Source organism: Amycolatopsis sp. NBC_00438, assembly GCF_036026695.1.
Taxonomy (GTDB): domain Bacteria; phylum Actinomycetota; class Actinomycetes; order Mycobacteriales; family Pseudonocardiaceae; genus Amycolatopsis.
Genome location: NZ_CP107923.1, coordinates 10,021,128 through 10,044,221, shown reverse-complemented (window position 1 = coordinate 10,044,221; position 23,094 = coordinate 10,021,128). Strand labels below are relative to the sequence as shown.

General features: G+C 70.5%; 21 protein-coding genes. 8 read left to right on the top strand and 13 right to left on the bottom strand.

Annotation, left to right across the window (positions count from 1 at the left end):
* Positions 1 to 4: 4 nt before the first annotated feature.
* Positions 5 to 1,585: a substrate-binding domain-containing protein gene (locus OG494_RS46520; RefSeq protein WP_328449964.1), complete on the bottom strand. Its 1,581-nt coding sequence runs from the start codon at positions 1,583 to 1,585 to the stop codon at positions 5 to 7.
* 260 nt (positions 1,586 to 1,845) lie between these two features.
* Between OG494_RS46520 and OG494_RS46515 the strand changes: the two genes are divergently transcribed.
* Complete coding sequence (locus OG494_RS46515; protein WP_328449962.1) at positions 1,846 to 2,646, top strand: hypothetical protein; 801 nt, start codon at positions 1,846 to 1,848, stop codon at positions 2,644 to 2,646.
* Between the two features lie 17 nt (positions 2,647 to 2,663).
* Here OG494_RS46515 and pdxR read toward each other — a convergent pair whose 3' ends face one another.
* Positions 2,664 to 4,070, bottom strand: a complete 1,407-nt coding sequence (gene pdxR / locus OG494_RS46510; RefSeq protein WP_328449960.1) for a MocR-like pyridoxine biosynthesis transcription factor PdxR — start codon at positions 4,068 to 4,070, stop codon at positions 2,664 to 2,666.
* A gap of 46 nt (positions 4,071 to 4,116) precedes the next feature.
* On the opposite strand from pdxR, the gene OG494_RS46505 reads away from it, so the two are divergent.
* The gene (locus OG494_RS46505) at positions 4,117 to 4,569 is read left to right on the top strand and encodes a carboxymuconolactone decarboxylase family protein (protein ID WP_328449957.1); all 453 of its coding nucleotides are present in this window, start codon (positions 4,117 to 4,119) and stop codon (positions 4,567 to 4,569) included.
* A 71-nt stretch (positions 4,570 to 4,640) separates the two neighbouring features.
* On the opposite strand, the gene OG494_RS46500 is transcribed toward OG494_RS46505, so the two are convergent.
* Positions 4,641 to 6,098: an MFS transporter gene (locus OG494_RS46500; RefSeq protein ID WP_328449955.1), complete on the bottom strand. Its 1,458-nt coding sequence runs from the start codon at positions 6,096 to 6,098 to the stop codon at positions 4,641 to 4,643.
* A gap of 86 nt (positions 6,099 to 6,184) precedes the next feature.
* Between OG494_RS46500 and OG494_RS46495 the strand changes: the two genes are divergently transcribed.
* Positions 6,185 to 6,574, top strand: coding sequence for a MarR family winged helix-turn-helix transcriptional regulator (locus tag OG494_RS46495; RefSeq protein ID WP_328449953.1), 390 nt, complete (start codon positions 6,185 to 6,187; stop codon positions 6,572 to 6,574).
* 4 nt (positions 6,575 to 6,578) lie between these two features.
* Here OG494_RS46495 and OG494_RS46490 read toward each other — a convergent pair whose 3' ends face one another.
* Positions 6,579 to 7,640, bottom strand: coding sequence for a S1C family serine protease (locus OG494_RS46490; protein WP_328449951.1), 1,062 nt, complete (start codon positions 7,638 to 7,640; stop codon positions 6,579 to 6,581).
* Here OG494_RS46490 and OG494_RS46485 point away from each other — a divergent pair.
* A complete protein-coding gene (locus tag OG494_RS46485) occupies positions 7,602 to 8,342 on the top strand; it encodes a hypothetical protein (protein ID WP_328449949.1) in 741 nt (246 codons plus the stop codon). The genes OG494_RS46490 and OG494_RS46485 overlap by 39 nt on opposite strands.
* Positions 8,339 to 8,722, top strand: coding sequence for a hypothetical protein (locus OG494_RS46480; protein ID WP_328449947.1), 384 nt, complete (start codon positions 8,339 to 8,341; stop codon positions 8,720 to 8,722). The genes OG494_RS46485 and OG494_RS46480 overlap by 4 nt, the downstream gene beginning before the upstream one ends.
* On the opposite strand, the gene OG494_RS46475 is transcribed toward OG494_RS46480, so the two are convergent.
* The 7 genes from OG494_RS46475 to OG494_RS46445 are packed head-to-tail and all read right to left on the bottom strand — an operon-like array spanning position 8,712 to position 17,140.
* Positions 8,712 to 9,305 carry a cyclodeaminase/cyclohydrolase family protein gene (locus tag OG494_RS46475; RefSeq protein ID WP_328449945.1) on the bottom strand — a complete coding sequence of 198 codons (594 nt, stop codon included), beginning with the start codon at positions 9,303 to 9,305 and terminating at the stop codon, positions 8,712 to 8,714. The genes OG494_RS46480 and OG494_RS46475 overlap by 11 nt on opposite strands.
* Positions 9,306 to 9,308: 3 nt before the next feature.
* A complete protein-coding gene (locus OG494_RS46470; protein ID WP_328449943.1) occupies positions 9,309 to 11,774 on the bottom strand; it encodes a GcvT family protein in 2,466 nt (821 codons plus the stop codon).
* Between the two features lie 13 nt (positions 11,775 to 11,787).
* A complete protein-coding gene (gene purU / locus OG494_RS46465) occupies positions 11,788 to 12,630 on the bottom strand; it encodes a formyltetrahydrofolate deformylase (protein WP_328449941.1) in 843 nt (280 codons plus the stop codon).
* Positions 12,627 to 13,100, bottom strand: a complete 474-nt coding sequence (locus OG494_RS46460; protein ID WP_328449939.1) for a sarcosine oxidase subunit gamma — start codon at positions 13,098 to 13,100, stop codon at positions 12,627 to 12,629. Before OG494_RS46460 ends, purU begins: the two co-directional genes overlap by 4 nt.
* Positions 13,090 to 15,627 carry a 2Fe-2S iron-sulfur cluster-binding protein gene (locus tag OG494_RS46455; protein ID WP_328449937.1) on the bottom strand — a complete coding sequence of 846 codons (2,538 nt, stop codon included), beginning with the start codon at positions 15,625 to 15,627 and terminating at the stop codon, positions 13,090 to 13,092. Before OG494_RS46455 ends, OG494_RS46460 begins: the two co-directional genes overlap by 11 nt.
* Positions 15,624 to 15,902 (bottom strand): sarcosine oxidase subunit delta, encoded by a 279-nt coding sequence (locus OG494_RS46450; protein ID WP_285475991.1) that lies wholly within the window; start codon positions 15,900 to 15,902, stop codon positions 15,624 to 15,626. Before OG494_RS46450 ends, OG494_RS46455 begins: the two co-directional genes overlap by 4 nt.
* Positions 15,903 to 15,910: 8 nt before the next feature.
* Positions 15,911 to 17,140, bottom strand: a complete 1,230-nt coding sequence (locus tag OG494_RS46445) for a sarcosine oxidase subunit beta family protein (protein ID WP_328449931.1) — start codon at positions 17,138 to 17,140, stop codon at positions 15,911 to 15,913.
* A 55-nt stretch (positions 17,141 to 17,195) separates the two neighbouring features.
* Between OG494_RS46445 and OG494_RS46440 the strand changes: the two genes are divergently transcribed.
* Positions 17,196 to 17,843 carry a GntR family transcriptional regulator gene (locus OG494_RS46440; protein ID WP_328449930.1) on the top strand — a complete coding sequence of 216 codons (648 nt, stop codon included), beginning with the start codon at positions 17,196 to 17,198 and terminating at the stop codon, positions 17,841 to 17,843.
* A 42-nt stretch (positions 17,844 to 17,885) separates the two neighbouring features.
* Here OG494_RS46440 and OG494_RS46435 read toward each other — a convergent pair whose 3' ends face one another.
* Entirely contained in the window at positions 17,886 to 19,004 is a 1,119-nt protein-coding gene (locus tag OG494_RS46435) for an aromatic ring-hydroxylating oxygenase subunit alpha (protein WP_328449928.1), read from the bottom strand.
* Positions 19,005 to 19,278: 274 nt separating this feature from the next.
* Complete coding sequence (locus OG494_RS46430; RefSeq protein ID WP_328449926.1) at positions 19,279 to 19,869, bottom strand: TetR/AcrR family transcriptional regulator; 591 nt, start codon at positions 19,867 to 19,869, stop codon at positions 19,279 to 19,281.
* Positions 19,870 to 20,028: 159 nt separating this feature from the next.
* Between OG494_RS46430 and OG494_RS46425 the strand changes: the two genes are divergently transcribed.
* Both OG494_RS46425 and OG494_RS46420 read left to right on the top strand, forming a co-directional pair.
* A complete protein-coding gene (locus OG494_RS46425) occupies positions 20,029 to 21,495 on the top strand; it encodes an aldehyde dehydrogenase family protein (RefSeq protein ID WP_328449924.1) in 1,467 nt (488 codons plus the stop codon).
* A gap of 29 nt (positions 21,496 to 21,524) precedes the next feature.
* Positions 21,525 to 23,093, top strand: coding sequence for an amino acid permease (locus OG494_RS46420; protein ID WP_328449922.1), 1,569 nt, complete (start codon positions 21,525 to 21,527; stop codon positions 23,091 to 23,093).
* The last annotated feature ends 1 nt before the right edge of the window (position 23,094 follow it).

The following is a 23,094-nucleotide window of genomic DNA, read 5'->3' as shown; positions in this document are numbered from 1 at the left end:
GTCCTCACTTCTTGCAAGCCGGTGGTTGGCACATGAGCTTGCTCAGCGCCTGGTAGAAGACGTCGGAGATCTTGCGCGGATCCGGGGTGCTGAAGGATTCGCCGCCGGTCGCGGCCGAAACCCGCTGCAGTTCCGTGGCGTCGATGTCCGGGCCGATGCCGATCCCGATCACCGGCAGCGGTTTGCGCGGATCCTGCAGCTTGCCGAGCTCGGCGAGCAGGCCGGGCAGCCCGATCGAGTCGCTGTCCTCGTTGCGGCCGTCGGTGAGCACGACGACGACGTTGATCCGGCCGAGTTTCCAGCTCTGCCGGGCGTTCTGGTACGCGGCGAGGATCGAGTCGTACAGCCCGGTGGCGCCACCGGGCTTCGGCTTCACCGCCTGCAACGTCGCCAGGCCGCCGTGGGCGAGCTGGTCCGCGATGGACCGCATGGGCAGCAGTTCCTTGTAGTCGCGGTCGCCCTCGAGCTTGGTGGAGAACAGCCACAGCCCCAGCTCGGTCGTGGGCTTGAACAACCCGAGCCCCTGCGTCGCGGCTTCCAGCGTCAGCGCCATCCGGCTGCGGCCGGTGCCCGGGACGGTGGCGGCCATCGAGCCGGACACGTCGAGCAGCACCTGGACGCGGGCGCTCAGGTTGGCCCCGGCCCAGGCCTGCAGCACGCCGTACATCGCTTCGGGGGTGGGCGGCCCGACCGGCCGCGGCGCGGCGCTCGTGCGGGTGTCGGGCGCCCGGTCGCCCAGCAGCTGGCCGGTCGGCGTCCGGAAACCGGCGTCGGCGAACGCCTTCGTGGCCGACTGGTCGAGCAGCAGCCGCAGGAACCGTTCGGCCGCCGTCCTCGACGCCTCCGACGCGCGCGGCAGCACGACGTACGGGTAGTCGAAACTCGGCACCCCGACGGCGGGGTACGCGGCGACGAGCTTGCGCGCCAGCACGGACTGTTCCGACGCGGGTGACGCGGTGAACGGTTCCTTCACCGCCGACAGCCTGCGGATCTCTTCGGTGAACGCGGCGGCCGGGTCGGGCGCGTCCTTCGTCAGCTGCTGCAGCCCGATCAGCGCGGCGATCCCGGCGGGATCACGGCCCGGGTCGGGCAGCCCCACCGGGCTGCCGGCGACGACGTCCGACCAGGACGGTGACTTCGCCGGCCAGCCCGCCTGTTTCGCGACTTCGTCGGTCAGTGCCAGGACAACCGGCGAACTCGCCACCGATTGACCGGTCTCCGGCAGGTTCCACGCGCCGCCGTCCCGCGCCTGCAGCAGCCAGGTGCTCGACTCGGGCACCCAGACGTCGGGCCCGTTCGCGCCGTTGGCTTCCAGGGCCGCCGCGGTGGCCGTCGACGCGCTCGCCGTGACCTCCACGGTGTAACAGTCGGGTCCCGGCACCGACCGCGCGAGCGCGGAGAGCACCGGCGCGACGTCCGGCGCGGCGGTGATGCGGACCGGGGTCGTGGTGTCACAACCCCCGTTCGCGAGGCGGTTCTTCAGGTAGTCCACCCCGAACCAGGCGAGCAGGGCCACCACGAGCAGCACGCTCAGGACGACGACCCGCGCGTCGAGACGCCGGGATCGCGCCGGGTGTGCGGCCATGCACGTGCCTTCCCTCGTGGAGAGTCTGCAGCTTGCCAGCCGGGTGAGCGGGAAGCCAGTGCCGATAGCGGAAAGTCACCGTCGCCGCGTGATCCCGTGGTGAAGGAATCGTGTGCCGCGGCCGTCTCGGTGACGCACCGGAATTGCGTACCATTTCCGCTTGACGCCCGTCCCACATGGGTAACAGCACGATGGCGGATCGCGGAGACGATTTCGCCGTCCCCGAACCGGCGATACGGCACCGAACGGAGACGCAACCCGTGCGCACGATGTACGACGCGGTCACGGCCGCGAACATCCCCGCCGGCGGTCAGCTTGTCGCGGGATACATCGACAAGATCAAACTGGAACCCTGGTCGGCCGCCGACTGGGCCCGCTTCCCGAACGCGGTCAAGGTCACGATCGTCAAGAAGGCGAGCACGAACGACGGACACGTCCTCGACGTCGAACCCGGTGACGCCACCCCGGCCGAGGCGCCGGGCTGGGTCCGGATGCGGCGCGCGGCGGGCGCGGACCCGACGATCTACGTCAACCGCTCGACCTGGCCGAGCGTGCAGTCGGCCTTCTCGTCGGCCGGCGTGGCCCAGCCGCACTACTGGATCGCCCATTACGACGGCGATCCGGCCATCCCGGACGGCGCCGTCGCCAAGCAGTACCGGGGCGACGTCGCCCCGGGTTACGACGTCTCGTCCGTCGTCGACTTCTGGCCCGGAGTGGACGGCAACGGATCCGCCTCGACTGGAGTGGAGATCATGGAACGCATCACCGTCACCCCGCCGAACGCCGAGCAGAACACGGTGCGGGTCTTCCTTTCCGGCAGCCCGGGTTCGGCCGTGGTCGTCCGCCCGCGGCTGGGCGGTGACGGCTTCTCGAAGCCGATGTGGGTCGGCGACATCTTCGCGTGGGGCAACGACCACAACGGCGTCGGGCACAACCCGGCGCAGGTCGCGGGCTACAACTCGAAGCTGACTTCGCACCGGCGGTACGAGCTGCCGGGCGCCGTCTGGGCCGACATCAACTACAGCGCCGCGGACCCGTTCGAGATCGACATCGTCGGATAACCCTGTGGGCTGACGGCTCACTCGGGCGGCAGGGCGCGGCACAACGCGTCGACGGCCGCGGCGTAGGCGTGTTCGGGCGGGGTCGCGTACCCGACGACCAGGCCGTCCATTGTGGACATCGTGGCGGCCGGGTGCCGGAAGGCGGCCAGGCCGTCGAGCGCGAGACCCTGCCACGTCGCGGCCCGCACCACCGAATTCTCGGTGCCCTCGGGCAGGCGCAGCACGGCGTGCAGGCCGGCGGCGACGCCGGTGGGCGTGACGTGCGGGGCCTGCGCGGCGAGCGCGGCGACCAGCAGGTCGCGACGGCGCCGGTAGCGCTGCCGCATCCGCCGGATGTGCTTGTCGTACGCGCCGGATTCGACGAATTCGGCCAGGGTGAGCTGATCCACCACGCCCGCCCACGCTTCGCGCTCGCCCTTCACCGCCAGGACGGCGTCGACGAGGTGCCCCGGCAGCACCAGCCACCCGAGCCGCAGCGCCGGTGAGAGGCTCTTGCTGACCGAACCGACGTAGACCACGTGCTCCGGATCGAGGCCCTGGACCGCGCCGATCGGCTTGCGGTCGTAGCGGAACTCGCCGTCGTAGTCGTCCTCGATGACCAGCCCGCCGGTCGCGCGGGCGTGGCCGACGACGGCGGCGCGGCGGTCGTGGTGCAGCGGGCCGCCCGTCGGGAACTGGTGCGCCGGGGTGAGCAGGACAGCGCGGACTCCCGCGGTCAGCTCGTCGACGCGCGCGCCGTTTTCGTCCAGGGACAACGGAATCGCCGGGACGCCGGCGGCCGTGAGGATCGAGCGGTGGAACGCCAGGCCGTAGGACTCCACGGCGAGCGGGCCGCGCAGCACGGCGGGGAACAGCAGGCGCAGCGCGTGCGCGAACCCGGAGCAGACGACGATCCGGTCCGGCGACGTCCGCACCCCGCGGGCCCGGGCGAGGTACCCGGCCAGCGCCGCCCGCAGCTCCGGGCGGCCGCGCGGGTCGCCGGGACCGAACGCGTCGTGCGGGGCGACGTTCAACGCGCGGCGCGCGGCGGCGAGCCACTCGGTGCGCGGGAACGACGCCGCGTCCGGCTGGCCCTGGCGGAGGTTGTACCGCGGCGCCGGCGTCCCGGGCGCCTTCTTCGGCGTCCGGACCGGCGCGACCGGTTCGGCGCGGTCGGCGACCCGCGTGCCGGAGCCTTGGACGGCGGTGAGCCAGCCCTCGGCGACCAGCTCGGCGTAGGCGTCGGCGACGGTGTTGCGGGCGATGCCCAGGTCGGCGGCCAGCGAGCGGTACGGCGGCAGCCGGACGCCCGGGGCGAGCCGCCCGGTGCGGACGGCGTCCCGCAGCGCGGTGATGAGCGCGGCCCGCTTGCCGCCGTCGCCGGACAGCTCGAGGTGGAGATCGGCACCCAGCCGCTCACCCAGATTGACCCATGATTCCGGCACGGAAATGCACCCTACACGGCGGTCACTTCGGCTTTAGGTTTTCCTCATGACGCACCGCATCACTTTCGCCAAGTCCGCCCCGAAGGCCTTCAAGGCCCTGATCGGCTTCGACGCCGCCGCCCGCGCCGGGCTCGACCCCGCGCTGGTCGAGCTGGTCCAGATCCGCACCGCGCAGCTCAACCGCTGCGCCTACTGCCTGCACATCCACACCTCCGACGCCCGCAAGGCCGGCGAGAGCGAGGAGCGGCTGCACCTGATCGCCGTGTGGCACGAGGCCGCGAACTTCTTCAGCGAGCAGGAGCTGGCCGCGCTGGCGCTGACCGACGCCGTGACGCTGATCTCGACCGGCGGCGTCCCCGACGACGTCTACGCCCGGGCCGCCGGCCAGTTCGGCCAGGACGAACTGGCGCAACTGCTCGCGCTGATCTTCACCAGCAACACGTGGAACCGGATCGCCATCACCACGGCGAAGGTGCCCGGCACCGACGAGCGGGCCTGATACGGGAAACGCGCAAAGAAACGCGGAAGAACCACCATCCCCCGGCGATGGTGGTTCTTCCGCGTCGCGCCTCAGTCCGCGAGGGCCAGCAGATCTTCTTCGACGACCGGCTCCTCGGCCACCCGCTTCCGGGCCACCAGACCGCTGATCGCGACGAGCAGACCCAGCACCGCGATGCCGGTGACCACGCTCAGCGCCGGCGTCAGCCCGGTGAGCAGCGCCGCGGGTGACGCCTCACCGCCGCCGTTGGCGGTCAGGACCGCCGTCACGACCGCGAGCCCGATCGCGCCGCCGACCTGCAGCGACGTGTTGAGCAAGCCGCCGGCCAGGCCCTGTTCGTCGTCCGCGATCCCGTTGGTGCCCTGGATGTTGAGCGACGAGAACGCCAGCGTGAAGCCGATGCCGAGCAGGACCATGCTGGGCAGGACGAAGGCCGCGTACCCCGAGTGCTCGTCCACGCGCAGGAACAGCGCGTAGCCCAGCACGTGGGCGACCACCCCCGCAAAGATCGTGCGCGGGGTGCCGACGCGGTCGATCAGCGGCTCGATGCGCGGTGAGCCGAACGCGACGATCAGCGCCGCCGGCAGGAACCCGAGCGCGGTCTGCAGCGCCGACCAGCCCAGCACCCGCTGCAGGTAGAGCATCACGACGAACTGGAACCCGATGTACGCGCCGAAGAACAGCGCGCCGCCGAGGTTGGCCCGCGCGAGCGGTCCCGAGCGAAGGATTCCCAGGCGCAGCAACGGGTGGGCACTGCGCTTCTCGATGAGGACGAACGCCGCCAGCAGCGCGACGGCGACGACGAACGTGATCAGCGTGCGCGGCGCGGCCCAGCCGACCTGCGGGGCCTCGACCACGCCGAACACCAGCAGCAGCGAACCGGCGGCGCCGGTGATCGCGCCCGGGAAGTCGTACCCGCGGCCCTCTTCGCGGCGGTAGGACGGGATCAGCTTCCAGGCGGCGACGAACGCGACCACGGCGATCGGCGCGGGCAGCAGGAACGTCCAGCGCCAGCCGACCTCGGTCAGCAGCCCGGAGAAGACCAGCCCGGCCGAGTAGCCGCTGGCGCCGAAGACGGCGAAGATGCTGATCGCCTTGTTGCGGGCGGGCCCTTCGTGGAACGTCGTGGTGATGATGGACAGCGCGGCCGGCGCGGTGAAGGCGGCGGCGAGGCCCTTGATGAAGCGGCTGGCGATGAGCAGCGCGCCGTCGTCGACGAGGCCGCCGAGCAGCGAGGCCAGCGCGAACACGGCGACCGCGACGAGGAAGACGCGGCGGCGGCCGAGCAGGTCGGCGGTGCGCCCGCCGAGCAGCAGCAGCCCGCCGTAACCCAGCACGTAGCCGCTGACGACCCATTGCAGCGCGGCGGTGGACAGGCCCAGGTCGGCCTGGATGGCGGGGAGGGCGACACCGACCATCGACACGTCGAGCGCGTCGAGGCCGATGACGATGGACACCGTGAGCAGGACACCCCAGAGGCGCGCGTCCCACCGGGTCGAGGTGGTGGACAGGTCCGCGGAAGAACTCATGACGGCGACAGTACATGCACACGCATCTAATGTCTAAGCATTAAATGTCATTGCATCAGATGCCTGCGCATGCTAAGTTGGTCGCCGTGAGCGACGTCGCTGAGCACACTGCGAATGAGCAGGGTCTGGTCGAAGAGTGGCACGAGCTGCTGGCCCGCTACTCGGCCGTGTTCAGCGCGCTCGAGTGCCGCCTCCAGGAGCGCCACGGGATCGGCGCGAACGAGTTCGAGGCCCTCGAACGGCTCGCCACCTGCGACTTCAAGTGCCGCTCGGCCGACCTCACCGGCGCGATCCACCTGAGCCAGAGCGCCACGTCCCGGCTGGTCGCCCGGCTGGAGAAGGAAGGCCTGGTCGAGCGCGCCCTCTGCGACGTGGACCGCCGGGGCATCTTCGTCACGCTGACCGACACCGGCCGCGAAAAGTATCTCGCGGCGAAGGGGACGCACCGCGAGGTGCTGAACGAAATCCTGGGCTGAGCCCTTACCCCACGGGGCCTTCGATGGCCTTCACCTGAATCTGCCGCTGCGCCCCGGAAGCGTCCGACACGGTCAGCGTCAGCTGGTCGCCCGGGTGGTGGGTGTCCATCACGTTGGTCAACGCCGTCGCCGAGCCGGTCGCCTTGCCGTCGATGGCCGTGATCACGGCGCCGGCCGTCAGGCCCGCCCGCTCGGCCGGGCCGCGCGCGACGACGTCACGGACCTGGGCGCCGCCGCCCTGGCCGTCCGACACCGAGACGCCGATGAACGCCGTCTTGCCGATGTGGATCTTGTCCGACGCGGTGCCCGCGACGATCTGGTGCGCGATGTCGATGGCCTGGTTGATCGGGATCGCGAAGCCCTGACCGCCCGCGCCGCTGCGGCGGCCGTTGAGCTGGTAGCCGGTGGACGCCGCCGTGTCGACGCCGATGACCTGCGCGTTCGCGTTGACCAGCGGGCCGCCGGAGTCACCCGACTCGATGTTGGCCTGCACCTGGATCAGCCCGGTGAGCTGCTCGGACGAGCCACTGGACTCGTCGGACGCGGTGATCGACTGGTCGAGCGCGGTGACCGTGCCCGGCGCCGGCACCGGGTCGCCGCCGCGGCCGCCCGCGTTGCCCAGGCCGAGGATCTGGTCGCCGACCTTGACCGTCGAGGAGTCGCCGATGGCCGCCGTCGGCAGCCCGGACGCGTCTTCGAGCTGGATCACCGCGATGTCCTCGCCGCGGTCGTAGCCCACGACGTGCGCGGTGAACGTGTCGCCGGTGCCGATGCTGGTGACCTTGATGCTGGTCGCGCCGGCGACGACGTGGTTGTTCGTCAGGATTTCGCCGTCCGGGGTCAGCACGATGCCGGTGCCCGCGGCGGCCGCGCCCTGCAGGCCCAATTCGGTGTTGACGTTGACGATGGCCGGGTTGACCTTCGCGGCCACGGCGCCGGCGTCGAGCACCGTGGCCGACGCGCTGGGCTGCCCGGAGAAGCCGAAGTTCTGGTTGCCGCTCGCGGTGGGGCTGTTCGCCGAGATCAGGTGCCCGATGCCGAGCCCGGCCACGACGGCCAGCGCCACCGCGACGACGGTGACGGTGAGCGTCCGCAGCGGATGCCGCCTGCGCGGCGGCGGCTGGTAGGCGGGCGGCGGATAGCCGTAGCCGACGCCGTGAGGGGCACCTTCAGGGCTGTAAAAGCCGTGAGGGGCACCCTCAGGGATGTAAGAGCCCTGAGGGGCACCTTCAGGGCGATAAGGGTCGTGAGGGGCACCCTCACGGCCGTAAAAGCCGTGAGGGGCACCTTCAGGGCGATAAGGATCCTGAGGGGCACCCTCACGGCCGTAAAAGCCGTGAGGGGCACCTTCAGGGCGATAAGGATCCTGAGGGGCACCCTCAGGACCGTAAAAGCCGTGAGGGTGCCCCTCACGGCCGTACTGCGGCTGGGCCGGGGACTGCTGCGGCGGGTACGGGCGGCCCCACTGGTCGCGCGGCTGGTCCTGCGGTTGGCCGTACGGCTGCTCCCGGGGCTGGTAATAGCCGGACTGGTAGTAGCCCTGCGGGTACTCCCCCCGGCCGTAGCCGTGGGGGTACTCGCCGCCGCCCTGCGGCCGTCGGTCGTACTCGCTCATGCCCTTGCTCCCAGCCCTCGGCACGCCTTCGCCGTTCCAGCAAACGCCGCGTTCCTGAGAATTTCCTTGTCCGGTTCCATGGAGTTGCTGTGGATGTACCCACCCGAACGCCGGGACCGGTCCAGTGTGATCGACGTTACCCTTCCCGCATGAAGCGCACCGCCGTGCTGGTCGCGGCCGCTTTCCTGGTCGTCGGCTGCAGCGGCACGACCACCGGGACACCGGCACCGGAGCCGTCCGCGGCGGGCGAGCCGCACCGGCTGGTGTTCGACGTCTCGGGCACGGCCGTCGTCACCACCCTGACCTGCACCGTCGACGGCAAGGCGACCGAAGAGAAGAACGTGAAGCTGCCCTGGAGCCGCACGTTCAGCTTCCCGCCGCACACCGGCAAGCACGAGTACCAGGTCGTCATGCGGTACGCGGACGGCTCGGTGAACGCGACGGCGAAGGTGGACGGCCGGCTCCAGACCAGCAGCAGCGGCGGCGGGGACGGCGCCGGCACGCAGTCGATGAACGGCGACTTCAGCGACTGAGCGCCACCCCCGACCGGATCGCCTCGGTGACGCGGTCCGCACGCTCGCAGATCCCGCCCACGGCCGCGACGGCCTCACGCAGCGCCGCGTCGTCCGCCAAGCCCGCCCGGACGGCCGGGGGTTCCGGGTGGCTGAGCCCCCGGCCCGAGGCGGCGCCGGAACACCGCACTTCGATGCTCACCCGGGCCGTCACCGCCGCCGCGCGAGCCGCTTCGGCCGCCGCCGCGAGGTCGGTCACCACCCGGGGATCCGGGGGAACCCGCTCCACCAGGTCCAGCACCACCGCCGCCGCGGCGATCACGGCCGCGGGTGGCACGCAGGCCTCTCGCTGAGCGTCGAGCAGCGCGTCCGGGTTGCCCGAGGCCCGGCTGACGGTGGTGACCGCGTGCGCGTCCTTCTCCGCCAGCCGCAGCGCGTGCATGCTCAACGCCTCCGCCTCGGCCACCACCGCACGGTCCTCCGCACAGCGGGCCACCAGCGCCGCGGCTTGGGCGACGTGCAGCGCCGCCGTCGCCCCGCCCCCTGGTGACGCGTCGCGGGACGCGAGGGCCTTGAGGAAGTCGCTCATGATCTGGTCACGCATGACTCACCTCCGGATCCGTTCCATCGCCGGGTCGAACAGGGGCTCCGCCGCCACGGTCGCCGGCACCCGGCGGCCGAAGTACTCGATTTCGACGCCGCTGCCGACGTCCGCCGACTCCGGCAGCCAGGCATACGCGATCGGCTTCCCGATCGTGTAGCCGTACGCCGCGCTCGTGACGTACCCCGCCGGGACACCGTCGACGAACACCGGTTCCTTGCCCAGCACCACGGTCCGGCCGTCGTCGATCGTGAGGCACCGCAGGCGCCGCGTCGACGTCCGGTTCCCGAGGGCTTCGCGCCCGAGGAAGTCACCCTTGGCCGGGCGCACCGCGAAGCCGACGCCTGCCTCGTACGGGTCGTGTTCGGTGGTCATGTCGGTGCCCCACAGCCGGTAGCCCTTTTCCAGGCGCAGGCTGTTGAACGCGGCCCGCCCGCCGGCGATGACGCCGAGAGGCTGCCCGGCCGCCCAGAGCGCGTCCCACAGCCGCAGGCCGTTGTCCGCGCCGGTGTAGATCTCCCAGCCGAGTTCGCCCACATAGGACAGTCGCATCGCGACGACCGGCACCCCGGCGATCCGCGCTTTCCGCGCCCGGAAGTACTTCAACCCGGCGTGCGAGAAGTCGTCCTCGCTCAGCGGCTGCACGAGATCGCGGGCGAGCGGCCCCCAGACGCCGATGCAGCACGTGCCGCCGGTGGTGTCGCGGACCTGCACCCCCGGAGGCGCGTGCTTCACCAAGTGGTCGACGTCGATGGCGCCGTTGATCCCGGCCTGGAACAGCTCGGGCCCGAGCCGCGCGACCGTGACGTCACTGCGCACGCCGCCCGCCTCGTCCAGCATCAGCGTGTAGGTGACCGACCCGACGGACTTGTCGAGCTGGTTGGTCGTCAGCCCCTGCAAAAACTCCAGTGCCCCCGGTCCGCTGATCTCGACGCGCTTCAGCGGAGTCATGTCGTACATCGCGACGGCGTTGCGCGTCTGCCAGGCCTCGGCCGCCGCGATGGGCGAGTGGAACTGGGCGGACCAGCCGTCGCGCGCGGGTGGCAGCGAGTCGTGCGGCAGCTTCTTCAACAGCGGCGCGTTGGCTTCGAACCAGTGCGGCCGCTCCCAGCCGCCCGCCTCCAGGAACACCGCGCCCAGCTCGCGCTGCCGCACGTGGAACGGCGTCACGCGCAGGTCGCGCGGCGACAGCTTGGGCTGCAACGGGTGCAGGATGTCGTAGACCTCGACGAAGTTCTGCTGCGCCGTCTCGTGCACGTACGACGGCGCGAGCTGGACGTCTTCGAAGCGGTGGACGTCGACCTCGTGCAGGTCGGTCTCCGACCGGTCGTCGACCAGCAGCTCCGCGACGGCCTTGGCGATGCCCGCGGAGTGCGTCACCCAGACGGCTTCGGCGATCCAGAACCCGCGGACGTCGGCCGATTCGCCGACCAGCGACTGGCCGTCCGGGGTGAAGGAGAAGATGCCGTTGAAGCCCTCCTCGACCTTCGCCTGCCGCAGCGCGGGCAATAGCAGCTGGCTCTGCTCCCACGACGGCGCGAAGTCCTCTTCGGTGAAGGGCAGCATCGACGGCATGGCGCTGTCGGTCACCGACGGGTCCAATGTGGACTCTTCGACCGGCATCGGGCGGTGGGCGTAGGAGCCGATGCCGATGCGGTCGACGTGCTCGCGGAAGTACAGGTCCTGGTCCTGGTGACGCAGGATCGGCAGGCTCGCTTCGACCTCTTCGCCGTTCGAGGCACTCTTTCCCGCCGAGAACGCATCAGCACTGTTGCGCCCGACGAGTTCGTCGATCCGCCCGGTCTTGACGTACTGGTGCGCCAGCGGCAGCAGCGGGACGTCCATCCCGGCCATCGCACCGATCTCGCGGCCCCAGAACCCGGCGCACGACACGACGATGTCCGCCGGGAAATCCCCCTGGTCGGTCCGGACACCGGTGACGCGCCCGCCTTCCTGAAGGACGTCGATGACCTTTGTGGACCCGATGAAACGAGCGCCTCGCGCGGTGGCCCGCTCCGCCAGCACCTCGACCGCCTTCGCGGCCCGCGCCAGCCCATCGGTCGGCACGTGCAACCCGCCGAAGACCTGCGAGCCGTCGAGCAGCGGCCAGCGGCGGACACACTCCTCGGCGTCGATCAGCGAACCCTGGACGCCCCACGACGTCGCCCAGCCGTGCTTGCGCTTGAGGTCTTCCCAGCGCGCCGGGGTCGTCGCGACCTCCATGCCGCCGACCTGCAGGAAACAGTCCAGTTCCAGGAACTTCGAGACGGTGTACTTCGCGAACTCCGTCATCGTCTTGGACGCGTTGGTCTGGAACACCAGGCCGGGCGCGTGCGACGTCGACCCGCCGGTGCGCGGCAGCGGGCCCTGGTCGAGCACGGTGATGTCGGCCCAGCCGCGGGCGGCCAGCTCGTCGGCCAGGTTCGCGCCGACGATGCCGGCGCCGATGATCACGACTTTCGGTGCGGTCATGGCGGAACTCCTTCTAACGAAAGACGACGGTGCTGTTGCCGTTGAGCAGGACGCGGCGTTCGCAGTGCCAGCGCACCGCGCGGGACAGGGCGAGCGCTTCGGCGTCGCGCCCGACGGTGACCAGCTCGCGCGGCGAGTAGGTGTGGTCGACGCGCGCGACCTCCTGCTCGATGATCGGGCCTTCGTCGAGGTCGGGCGTGACGTAGTGGGCGGTCGCGCCGACGTACTTGACGCCGCGGTCGTAGGCCTGGTGGTAGGGCTTGGCGCCCTTGAACCCGGGCAGGAACGAGTGGTGGATGTTGATCGCGCGGCCTTCGAGCTTGAGGCACAGGTCGTTGGACAGCACCTGCATGTACCGCGCGAGCACCACCAGGTCCACGGCGTACTCGCCGACCAGGTCGAGCAGCCGCTGTTCGGCCTCCGGTTTGGTCTCCGGCGTCACGGGCACGTGCTCGAACGGCACGCCGGCCGCCTCGGCCATCGGCCGCAGGTCCTCGTGGTTGGACACGATGACGGCGATGTCCGCGCCGAGGCCGCCCGCGCGCCAGCGGAAGAGCAGGTCGTTGAGGCAGTGCCCGAACTTCGACACCATCACCAGCAGCCGCGGCGGTGTCCCGTCGGAGAGGTCGAACTCCATCCCGAAGTCCCCGGCCACGACAGCGAAGTCGCGGCGCAGTTCGTCCACTGTGGCCTCCCCGGGTGCGGTGAACGACGTGCGCAGGAACAGCGAGCCGCGGACGTCGTCGTCGAACTGCTGGTGCTCGACGATGTCGCAACCCTGCCCGACGAGGAACGTCGTGACGGCGTGCACGATGCCCGAGCGCTCGGGACACTTGAGCGTCAGGGTGAAGGTCATGACACGTACTCCGGACTCGCGTCGGCCAGCCAGGCCTTGAAGTAATCGGAGAACGACTGCCGCACGAGGATCGTGAAGCCGTCTTCCCGGACCATGAGCACGATCCCGGTGCGGGCCAACAGGGTCTGCACGCAAGTACCGGGCGGCGACACCGACTCGTCAAGGTCGATCGAGCAGCCGTGGGCGAGAACGTCCCGGGCGTGCACCCCGGTCAGCTGCACGGTCACCCGCTGCGCCGAGACGTCGACCACCGCGTCACTTTCACGTGAAAGTGACGCCTCCAGCTCGGCCTGGCGGCCGGGCTCGGCGAGCACGAGGTACTCGTCGGGACCCATCCACAGGATGTCCACGCCGTTGCCGCTCGTGAACGTGCACGGCTCGGGCAGGGCGACGCCGAGCAGAGCGTGCCCGTCACGGAGGCGCACGGTGAGCTGGGTGCGGAACGGTTCTTCGACCGCTTCAGCCGTCACGGCGGGCTCCTTCCTTGTCGAAGAGCACGGATTCGGTCACGGTCACCGGCACCACGCGGTCGCCGATCGGGACGTACAGCGTCTCGCCGACGCGTTCTCGGCCCGAGCGCACCAAGGCCAGCGCGAAGGTCCGTTCCAGCGCGGCGCTGTGGTAACTGGAGGTGACGTGGCCGAGCATCCGCACCGGCGGTTCGGGCACGACGTCGGATTCGATGATCTGGGATCCCTCCGGCAGGAGCACCGACGGATCGACGGGCAGCAGGCCGACGAGCTGTTTGCGGTCCGGCCGGTTGTTCTCGGTGCGGGCGAAGGACCGCTTGCCGAGGAAGTCGGCCTTCTTCTTGGACACCGCCCAGGACATCCCGAGATCCTGGGGCGTCACCGTGCCGTCCGTGTCCTGGCCGATGATCGGGTAGCCCTTCTCGGCACGCAGGACGTGCATGGTTTCGGTGCCGTACGGCGTGGCGCTCTCGTCCACAATGGACTCCCAGAGCGCGAGTCCGTACCAGGAAGGGACGTTGATCTCGTAGGCCAGCTCGCCGGAGAAGCTGATCCGGCAGACCCGCGCCTTGATGCCGGCGACTTCGGCGTCCTGCCAGGTCATGAACCCGAAGGCGTCGTTGCTCACGTCAAGTCCGGGTGCGAGCGCGCCCAGTACCTCCCGGGAGCGCGGGCCGACCAGCGGGATGGTGGCCCAGTGTTCGGTGACCGACGTCGCGAAGACGTCGAGGTGCGGCCATTCCGTCTGCAGCCACTCCTCCATCCACTCCAGGACCATCGCCGCGTTGCCGGTCGTGGTGGTGACGAGGAAGCGGTCGTCGGCGACGCGGATGACCGTGCCGTCGTCGAGGACCATGCCGTCGACCCCGCACATCACGCCGTAGCGAATGCGGCCGACACGCAGGTTGCTCATCATGTTCGTGTAGAGCATGTCGAGGAACGCTCCCGCGTCCGGGCCTTGGACGTCGATCTTGCCCAAAGTGGACCCGTCCATCACCGCGACGTCGGTGCGCGCCGCCCGGCATTCGCGCCGGACCGCGTCGTTCATCGACTCGCCGGGTTGCGGGTAGAACCACGGCCGTTTCCACTGGCCGACGTTCTCGAACTCGGCGCCGTGCTCGACGTGCCACGGGTGGATCATGGTGACACGCACGGGATCGTGCAGCTCACCCCGGTGCCGTCCGGCCAGCGCGGCGAACGACACCGGCGTGTACGGCGGCCGGAACGTCGTGGGCCGCTGCGTCGCCAGGTCGACGCCGAGGGCTTCGGCGGTGATACCCGCGGCGAGCAGGCCGGACGTCTTGCCCTGGTCGTGCGCGGTGCCGATGGTGGTGTAGCGCTTGATGTGCTCCAGCGAGCGCAGTCCGGCGCCGGTGGCGCGCAGGACGTCCGAGACGGTCGCGTCCCGCTGCTGGTCCACGAACCGGGTGTCCACTTCGGACTCGGGGGCGGGCACCTGCCAGAGTGTCATGGCCTCCGGCAGTCCCTCGCCCGCGGCGGCTCCGACAACCCGCACGGTCGGCAGGTCACCATCGGGGACGTACGCGCCCAGCTCCGGCGCGTACCGGAGCTTGCCGCGGGCCTGGCTGAACAGGTGCACCGCCGGGTTCCAGCCGCCGGACACGAGCAGCAGGTCACACTCGACGCGCTCCCCCGTCGTCTCGCCCAGTTTCGCCACGTGGACGGCGGTGATGTGCTCGACGCCGTCGGTACCGATGACGCCGTAGCCCTCGCGCGCGTCGACGATCCGCACGATCTCGGCGCCTGCCGCCGCGAGGTCGGAGGCGGCGTCGTACGCGCTGTCGTTGGTGGTGAACACGACCACCCGTTGCCCGGCCAGGACGCCGTAGCGGTTCAGGTAGGTACGCGCGGCGCCGGCGAGCATGATGCCGGGGCGGTCGTTGTCCGGGAACACGATCGGCCGCTCGTGGGCCCCCGTGGCCAGCACGATCCGTTTCGCCCGGATCCGCCAGACCCGCTGCCGCGAGATCCGCTCGGGTGCGGCGGGCTCGCCCCGTCGTTCCAGGGCGAGCACAAAACCGTCGTCGTAGATGCCGAACGCCGTGGTGCGCGAGAGGAACCGGACACCCTCGGGAGCTTCGCCGTCGGACTGGTCGTCGACCAGCAGCACCCGGCCTTCGGCTTCGGCTGCGGCGGCGAGACCGGCGGGGCCGGCGCCGACGACCAGGACGTCACAGTGGGCGTGCTTGGCGTCGTACCGGGCCGGGTCGGGCTCGGCGGCCAGGCGACCTTGACCGGACAGGCCGCGCGCGACGAGGCCGTCGTACAGCTCGACGGTGGTGGCCGACAGCATCGGCTCCGGGAACGGCGCTTCGATCTGCACCAGGGCGTTCGAGTCCTCGACACCCGCCGCGACGATGCCGCGCGGCCGGCCGTACTTGATGCTGGTCGCGACCTGGTGGATGCCGTTGGCCAGCAACGCGGAAGCCAAGGTGTCGCCGAGGAAACCGGTCAGCTCACGGCCGTCGAAGGTGAACTTGAGCGGGACGCCGGAAAGTCGGGTCACGGGATCACCGGCTTCGGCTCGTCGAGGCGGTAGACCGCCAGGAGGTCGTGGGTGCGGGTGTCGCGCACGGCGTTGAACCACCGCCGGCAGCCCGCGGAGTGGCTCCAGCGCTCGGCGAGCGGCCCGCTCGGGTTGGCGCGGAAGAAGACGAACTTGGCCCAGTCCTCATCGGACAGTGCGGCCGGGTCCTCCGGGTAGGCGACGTGGGCCTGGCCGCCGTAGTGGAACTCGGCCTCTTCACGCGGCCCGCACCACGGGCAAGGAATCAACTGCATGATTGCTCCTAATGCGCGACGGCGGCGGCGCCGTGCTCGTCGACGAGGGCACCGGTGGTGAACCGGTCGAGCGTGAACGGTTCGGCGTACTCGTGCGGCTTGCCCCGCGCGATGGTGGCCGCGAAGACGTCGCCGACGCCCGGTGTGGCTTTGAAACCGCCGGTGCCCCAGCCGCAGTTGAGAAACAGGTTCTCGACCGGCGTCAGGCCGATGATCGGGGACGCGTCCGGGCTGACGTCGACGATGCCGGCCCACGTCCGCAGCAGGTGCGCCCGCGCGAACACCGGGAACAGCTCCAGCGCGGCGGCCATCTGCTGCTCGATGATGTGGAACGAGCCGCGCTGGCCGTAGCCGTTGTAGCTGTCGATGCCGGCGCCCATCACGAGTTCGCCCTTGTGCGCCTGGGAAACGTAGACGTGCACGGCGTTCGACATGACGACCGTCGGGTGGATCGGCTCCAGCAGCTCGGACACCAAGGCCTGCAACGGGTGCGACACGAGCGGCAGGTCGAGGCCCACCATGCGGGCCAGCACCGACGAGTGCCCGGCGGCGCACAACGCGACCTTGCCCGCGGCGATCCGGCCCCTCGACGTCTCGACCGCGGTGACCCGGCCGTCGACCGTGGAGATGCCGGTGACCTCGCAGTTCTGGATGAGGTCGACGCCCATCGCGTGCGCCGCGCGGGCGAAGCCCCAGGCCACGTAGTCGTGCTTCGCGATGCCCGCGCGCGGCTGGTAGGTCGCGCCGAGCACCGGGTAGCGGACGTCCGGCGAGGTGTTGACGATCGGGCACAGTTCCTTGACACCCTCGGCGTCCACCCATTCGGCGTCGATGCCGTTGAGCTTGTTGGCTTCGACGCGGCGGACGCTGTCGCGGACGTCCTGCAGGCTGTGCGCGAGGTTCAGCACGCCGCGCTGGCTGAACAGGATCGGGTAACCGAGGTCCTCTTCGAGGCCTTCCCACAGCTTGAGGGAGTGCTCGTAGATGCCGGAGCTCTCGTCCCAGAGGTAGTTGGAGCGGATGATCGTGGTGTTGCGGGCCATGTTCCCGCCCGCGAGCCAGCCCTTCTCCAGCACGGCGACGTTGGTGATGCCGTGCACCTTCGCCAGGTAGTACGCGGTGGCGAGGCCGTGCCCGCCGCCACCCACGACGATCACGTCGTAGGCCGGCTTGGGTTCCGGGTCGTCCCAGAGGAAGTCCGGGTGGTCCGGCAGGTCCGCGCCGGGGGTGCGAGGCATCCGAGTCCTCCTGGTCGACTTCTGATATATCAATTGTCGATGTAGGCTAAGCGGTGTGAACCCACCGGTCAATCCCCCATCGCTGGCCGAACAGGCGTACCTCTTCGTCCGTGATCGCCTGGTCATGCTCGACATCCGGCCGGGCGACCCGATCAACGAGGAGTGGCTCGGCACCACCCTCGGCATGGGCCGCACGCCGATCCGCGAGGCGCTCAAACGCCTCGAATCCGAGCGGCTGGTCGTCGCCTACCCGCGGCGGGGCACGTTCGCCACCGACGTCAACATCTCCGACCTCGCGCACATCTCCGAGGTCCGGCGCACGCTGGAGCCGATGGCCACCGCCGCCGCGGCCGGGCGCGCGACCACGGCCGACCGGGCGACGCTCACCGAGCTGCGCGCGCAGCTCGACGTCGGCGTCCCGGCCGGGGACAACGCCGAGCTGCTGCGCACCGACCTCGCCCTGCACCGGGCGATCTACCGGTGCGTGCACAACCCGTTCCTCGAGGACACGCTGATCCGGTACGACAACCTCGCGACGCGGATCTGGTGCGTGTTCGTGCCCCGGCTGCCCGGGATGGCCGGCCACGTCGACGAGCACGTCCCGCTCCTCACCGCGATCATCGAGGGCGACGCCGAGAAGGCCGCCGCGTTGACGCTGGAGCACGTCACCGGCTTCGAGGCCGCCATCCGGGCGTTGATCTGAAGCCTCGTGAGTGTTTAGGGCGGTTAGAACCGCCCTAAACACTCACGAGAGGCGACCACGGACCCAGTCGTGGAACTCGCCGATGTGGTGCTCGCTGGGCACGAGCACCCCGCCGCCGGCGTAGGCGCGCGAGTCCATCGCGAGCTGGCAGCGTTCGCACGCCTCGAAGTCCTGCAGGTTGACGCGGTGGAACAGTTCGATCGAGCGTGTCAGGTCACGCCCGGACTCGACGACGCCGGGCAGGTAGAGCCAGTCACAGCGGACCAGCGTCCGGTCCGGGGCCAGGGGGAACATCCGGTGCAGGATCACGTGGTCCGGCACCAGGTTGACGAACACCTGCGGCCGGATGGTGATCGCGTAGTACTTGCGGTCCTGGTCCTCGGTGACGCCGGGCAGCCGGTCGACGCCCTCGCCGCCGTCGATGGTGAAGCCCCGGACCTCACCGCCGAACGCCGCGCCGTGGCCGACGTAGTACTGCGCGGCGTACCCGTCGGCGAACTCCGGCAGGACCTCGGTGAGCTCGGGATGGATCGTCGCGCAGTGGTAGCACTCCATGAAGTTCTCGATGATCTGTTTCCAGTTCGCCTTCACGTCGTACTCGACGCGCTTGCCGAGCGCGAGGCCGTCGACGCCGTACGCCTCGATCGCGCTCGCGCCGCCGAGCCGTTCGGTGACCGCGGCGACCACGCTGCCCTCGAACGGCGGCGGTTCTTCGGCCAGGCAGACCCACGCGTACCCGAGCCACTCGCGCAGGTGGACGCGGGTGAGCCCGAACGTCGTGCGGTCGACGTCCGGCATGCCGGTGAGGTTGGGCGCGGCGATCAGCTTGCCGTCGAGGCCGTACGTCCAGGCGTGGTACGGGCACTGGAAGGCGCGCTTCACGGTGCCGGAGTCGTCGGTGCACAGCCGCGCGCCGCGGTGGCGGCAGACGTTGAGGAACGCGTTCAGCTTGCCGTCCCGGCCCCGCGAGACCAGGACGCTCTCCTTGCCGATCTGCACGGTCTCGAACGCCCCGGGCCCGGCGAGGTCCGCGCTGCGCACGGCGCAGAACCAGTCGGCCTCGAAGATCTTCGACTGCTCCAGCGCGAAGATCGCCGGATCGGTGTAGTAGGAGCCGGGCAGCGTGGCGAGCAGGCTCGGCGGGAGATCGGTAGTGGTCACCGTCGGGGGTCCTCTCCGCGGTCAGTACGGGAGTAGTTGCGCAGAACGCGTCTTGTTGCTCACTCCGGAACAGAGTGACTCCCACCCAAACCCCGTGTCAACCCAAGTTTTTCAACCCACACCAAGATTTCCGGCACGTTTCGGACGACACGCGTACCCGAAGGGTCGGCTCACGTACCCGGACAGTCGGCTCGCGTACCCAGCGGGTCGGTTCGTGAGCCGACCCTCCAGGTACGCGAGCCGACTCCCTGGGTACGTGAGCCGACCGTCCGGGTCAGGCGGCGGGGCCGTGGATGGCCCGGCGGAAGAGGGTTTCGATCTCCTCGCGGGCCGGGCGGGGGTCGGCCAGGGCCGCCTGCATCAGGAGGCCGCAGAACAGGCCGGCCAGGAGCCGGCCGGTGAGGGGGTCGGTGCGGGAGCCGAAGAACGCGATGAGCGCCTGGTCCCAGGCCGCGCTCGCCGCGCGGAGGCGGGGGCGGTGCAGGGCCGCGACGTACAGGTCGTACTCGACGACCGTGTCCCGGTACTGCTCGTTGATGTAGCCCATGACCAGCTCGGCCAGCGCGGCGGCGAAGTCGGCTTCCGGCGGCAGCGCCGCTTCCCACTCCTTCAGCGCGTGGACGTTCTTCTCCGCGGCCTCGTGCAGCGCCACTTCCAGCAGGTCGTCCAGGGTCGCGAAGTGGTACGTCGTCGAGCCCAGCGGGACGCCCGCCGCGGCGGCGACCGCGCGGTGGGTGAGGCCGTCGATGCCCCGCTGGGCGACGACCTCGATCGCCGCCTTCGCGATGCGCGCGCGCCGGTCGGGGTCGTTGGGGCCGCGACGGCGCCCGGAAGCGGACACCGCGGTGGATTCGGTCTTCGACATCGGTGTCGAGCAGCCCCCTTCGTGCGTCTCGGGCGCGACGGACAGATCGTCGCACGCCGCCCCGGCCGACCCTACTTGTGGACATCTGTACACGTCTCGCGTACAAATGTACGCACTCGACGCACCGCCCGCAGCCACTGCCGATCCGGAAGGGGCCGCATGAAGGACCTGCACATCGACGGGATCTGGACGGACGCGTCCGGGGGCACCGCCTCCGACGTGCTGAACCCCGCCACCGGCCAGGTGATCGAACGCGTCGCCGAGGCCGGCCGCGAGGAGGTCGACGCCGCCGTCGAAGCCGCGCGCCGGGCCTTCGACGACGGGCCGTGGCGCAAGACGACCGCCACCGAGCGCGGCGAACTCCTCCGGCGCGTCGCCGACCTGCTGGTCCGCGACCGCGAGGACCTGGCCCGCACCGAGAGCCTCGACACCGGCAAGACGCTGGGCGAAGGCCGCATCGACATCGACGACGTCACCACCGTCTTCCGCTACTACGCCGACCTCGCCGGCAAGGACGCCGGCCGGGTGGTCGACGCCGGCAGCGCGACCGTCGTCAGCCGGATCGTGCACGAGCCCGTCGGCGTCTGCGCGCTGATCGCGCCGTGGAACTACCCGCTGCTCCAGATGTCCTGGAAGCTCGCCCCGGCACTCGCCGCGGGCAACACGACGGTGCTCAAACCCAGCGAAGTGACGCCGCTGACCACGATCAAGCTGGTCGCGCTGCTCGAAGAGGCCGGGGCCCCGGCGGGCGTCGTCAACCTCCTGCTCGGCCCGGGTCACGTCGGCGCCGCGATGGTCGAGCACCCGGCCGTGGACCTCGTCTCCTTCACCGGCGGCTACGCGACCGGCGAGAAGATCATGACGGCCGCCGCGAAGGGCGTCCGCCGGGTCGCCCTGGAGCTCGGTGGCAAGAACCCGAACGTGGTCTTCGACGACGCCGACTACGACACCGCCCTCGACTACGCGCTGATGGCCGCGTTCGTCCATTCGGGACAGGTCTGCTCGGCGGGCGCGCGCTTGATCGTCCAGGATGGCATCCATGACCGGTTCGTGGCGGACCTCGCCGCGCGCGCCGAGGCGATCCGGGTCGGTGACGGCCTCGATCCCGCCACCGAGACGGGCCCGCTCGTCTCGGCGCAGCACCGCGCCAAGGTCGAGGGGTACATCGAAGGCGCTCTCAGAGAAGGCGCAACGCTCCGAGCCGGGGGCAAGCGACCCGAAGGCGCGCAGTACGAAAGCGGTTTCTTCCTGCGCCCGACGGTGTTCTCCGACTGCACCAGGGACATGGCGGTCGTCCGGGAAGAGGTCTTCGGCCCGGTCGTCACCGTCGAACGCTTCGCCGAAGAGGCCGACGCGATCGCGCTGGCCAACGACACCGAGTACGGGCTCGCCGGAGCCGTGTGGACGTCGGACGCGTCCCGCGCCCAGCGGGTCGCCGGGGCGCTGCGCCACGGCACCGTGTGGATCAACGACTACCACCCCTACCTGCCGCAGGCGGAGTGGGGCGGGTTCGGCCGGTCCGGCATCGGCCGCGAGCTCGGACCGTCCGGGCTCGCGGAGTACCAGGAGAGCAAGCACGTCTACCAGAACATCGATCCCGTTCCGCAGCACTGGTTCAAGGGCTGATCACTCCCCCACCACGTGAGGACGTCGCGATGACCACACAGGAAAAGCCGGCGGGCGGGGGGCCCGGCCCGGACGACAGCTCCGAGCTCGAGAAGTTCGGCTACCGCCAGGAGCTCGAACGCTCGCTCGGCTCGTTCTCCAGCTTCGCCGCCGGGTTCAGCTACATCTCGATCCTGACCGGCGTGTTCCAGCTCTTCTTCTTCGGCTTCGGCTCGGGCGGGCCGGCGTTCATCTGGACGTGGCCGCTGGTCTTCATCGGCCAGCTCTGCGTCGCGCTGTGCTTCGCCGAGCTCGCCGGGCAGTTCCCGCTCGCCGGCTCGGTGTACCAGTGGGCGAAGCAGATCGCGAAACCCCGGACGTCGTGGCTGGCCGGCTGGATCATGATCATCGGCGCGATCGTCACGGCCGCGGCCGTCGCGGTGGCCTACCAGATCATCCTGCCGCAGGTGTCGACCGCGTTCCAGATCGTCGGCAGCGACGACGACGCCGGCCTGACCTCCACCCCGGGCGGCGCGCAGAACGCCATCATCCTGGCGCTCATCCTGGTCGTGTTCGCCACGGTCGTGAACATCATCGGCGTCAAGCTGATGGCGAAGATCAACAACTTCGGGGTCGCGGTGGAGCTCGGCGCGAGCGTGCTGCTCGTGATCGCCCTCGCCATCCACATCAAGCGCGGCCCGGGCATCGTCTTCGACACCCACGGCACCGGTGACGGTCACACGTTCGGGTACCTCGGAGCCTTCCTGGTGGCGTCGCTCATGAGCGCGTATGTCTTCTACGGCTTCGACACCGCGGGCTCGCTGGCGGAGGAGACGACGCAGCCGCGCCGGCACGCGCCGCGCGCGATCCTGCGGGCGATCACCGCCGCGTTCATCGTCGGCGGCCTGATGATGCTCGTCGGCATGATGGCCGTCGGCGACCTCAACGCCAAGGAGCTGAGCACGTCCGGCATGCCGTACCTGCTGAAGAGCACCCTCGGCGAGGGCCTCGGCGACGCGTTCCTGATCTGCTCGGCGATCGCGATCACCGTGTGCTGCCTGGCCGTGCAGACCGCGGCCATCCGGATGTCGTGGGCGATGGCCCGCGACGGCCGGCTGCCGTTCAGCAAGGCGATGGCGAATGTCTCGCCGCGCTCGAAGACGCCGGTCCTGCCCGCGCTGCTCACCGGCGGCCTGACCGTCGTGGTGCTGCTGATCAACCTGGGCAACCAGCGGGCGTTCTTCATCCTGACCTCGACCGCGATCATCCTGTTCTACATCCCCTACCTGATGGTCACCGCGCCGATGCTCATCCGCCGCCTGCGGGGCGGCTGGCCGCGCCCGGACCACGGGCCGTACTTCAAGCTCGGCCGCTGGGGCACGCTGGTGAACCTGGTCGCGGTCGTCTACGGCGGCGCGATGACCGTCAACCTGATCTGGCCGCGCACCGAGGTCTACGGCGACGACCACTGGTACTTCCAGTGGGGCGCGGTGATCGTCACCGGGCTGATCGTCCTCGTCGGTGCGATCATGCTCTACATCCGGCGCGCCACCTGGGGTTCGTCGCACACGAGCCCCGAGCACATGCCGGACGAAGCCCCGGACACCCTGCCCGGCTGAG

Bases quoted from the DNA above. Each gene is read 5' to 3' on its own strand.
- OG494_RS46430 (WP_328449926.1), bottom strand. From the start codon at position 19,869: ATGTCGAAGACCGAATCCACCGCGGTGTCCGCTTCCGGGCGCCGTCGC.
- OG494_RS46500 (WP_328449955.1), bottom strand. From the start codon at position 6,098: ATGAGTTCTTCCGCGGACCTGTCCACCACCTCGACCCGGTGGGACGCG.
- OG494_RS46505 (WP_328449957.1), top strand. From the start codon at position 4,117: ATGACGCACCGCATCACTTTCGCCAAGTCCGCCCCGAAGGCCTTCAAG.
- OG494_RS46445 (WP_328449931.1), bottom strand. From the start codon at position 17,140: ATGCCTCGCACCCCCGGCGCGGACCTGCCGGACCACCCGGACTTCCTC.
- OG494_RS46520 (WP_328449964.1), bottom strand. From the start codon at position 1,585: ATGGCCGCACACCCGGCGCGATCCCGGCGTCTCGACGCGCGGGTCGTC.
- OG494_RS46450 (WP_285475991.1), bottom strand. From the start codon at position 15,902: ATGCAGTTGATTCCTTGCCCGTGGTGCGGGCCGCGTGAAGAGGCCGAG.
- OG494_RS46475 (WP_328449945.1), bottom strand. From the start codon at position 9,305: ATGCGTGACCAGATCATGAGCGACTTCCTCAAGGCCCTCGCGTCCCGC.
- OG494_RS46470 (WP_328449943.1), bottom strand. From the start codon at position 11,774: ATGACCGCACCGAAAGTCGTGATCATCGGCGCCGGCATCGTCGGCGCG.
- OG494_RS46425 (WP_328449924.1), top strand. From the start codon at position 20,029: ATGAAGGACCTGCACATCGACGGGATCTGGACGGACGCGTCCGGGGGC.
- purU (WP_328449941.1), bottom strand. From the start codon at position 12,630: ATGACCTTCACCCTGACGCTCAAGTGTCCCGAGCGCTCGGGCATCGTG.
- OG494_RS46420 (WP_328449922.1), top strand. From the start codon at position 21,525: ATGACCACACAGGAAAAGCCGGCGGGCGGGGGGCCCGGCCCGGACGAC.
- OG494_RS46480 (WP_328449947.1), top strand. From the start codon at position 8,339: ATGAAGCGCACCGCCGTGCTGGTCGCGGCCGCTTTCCTGGTCGTCGGC.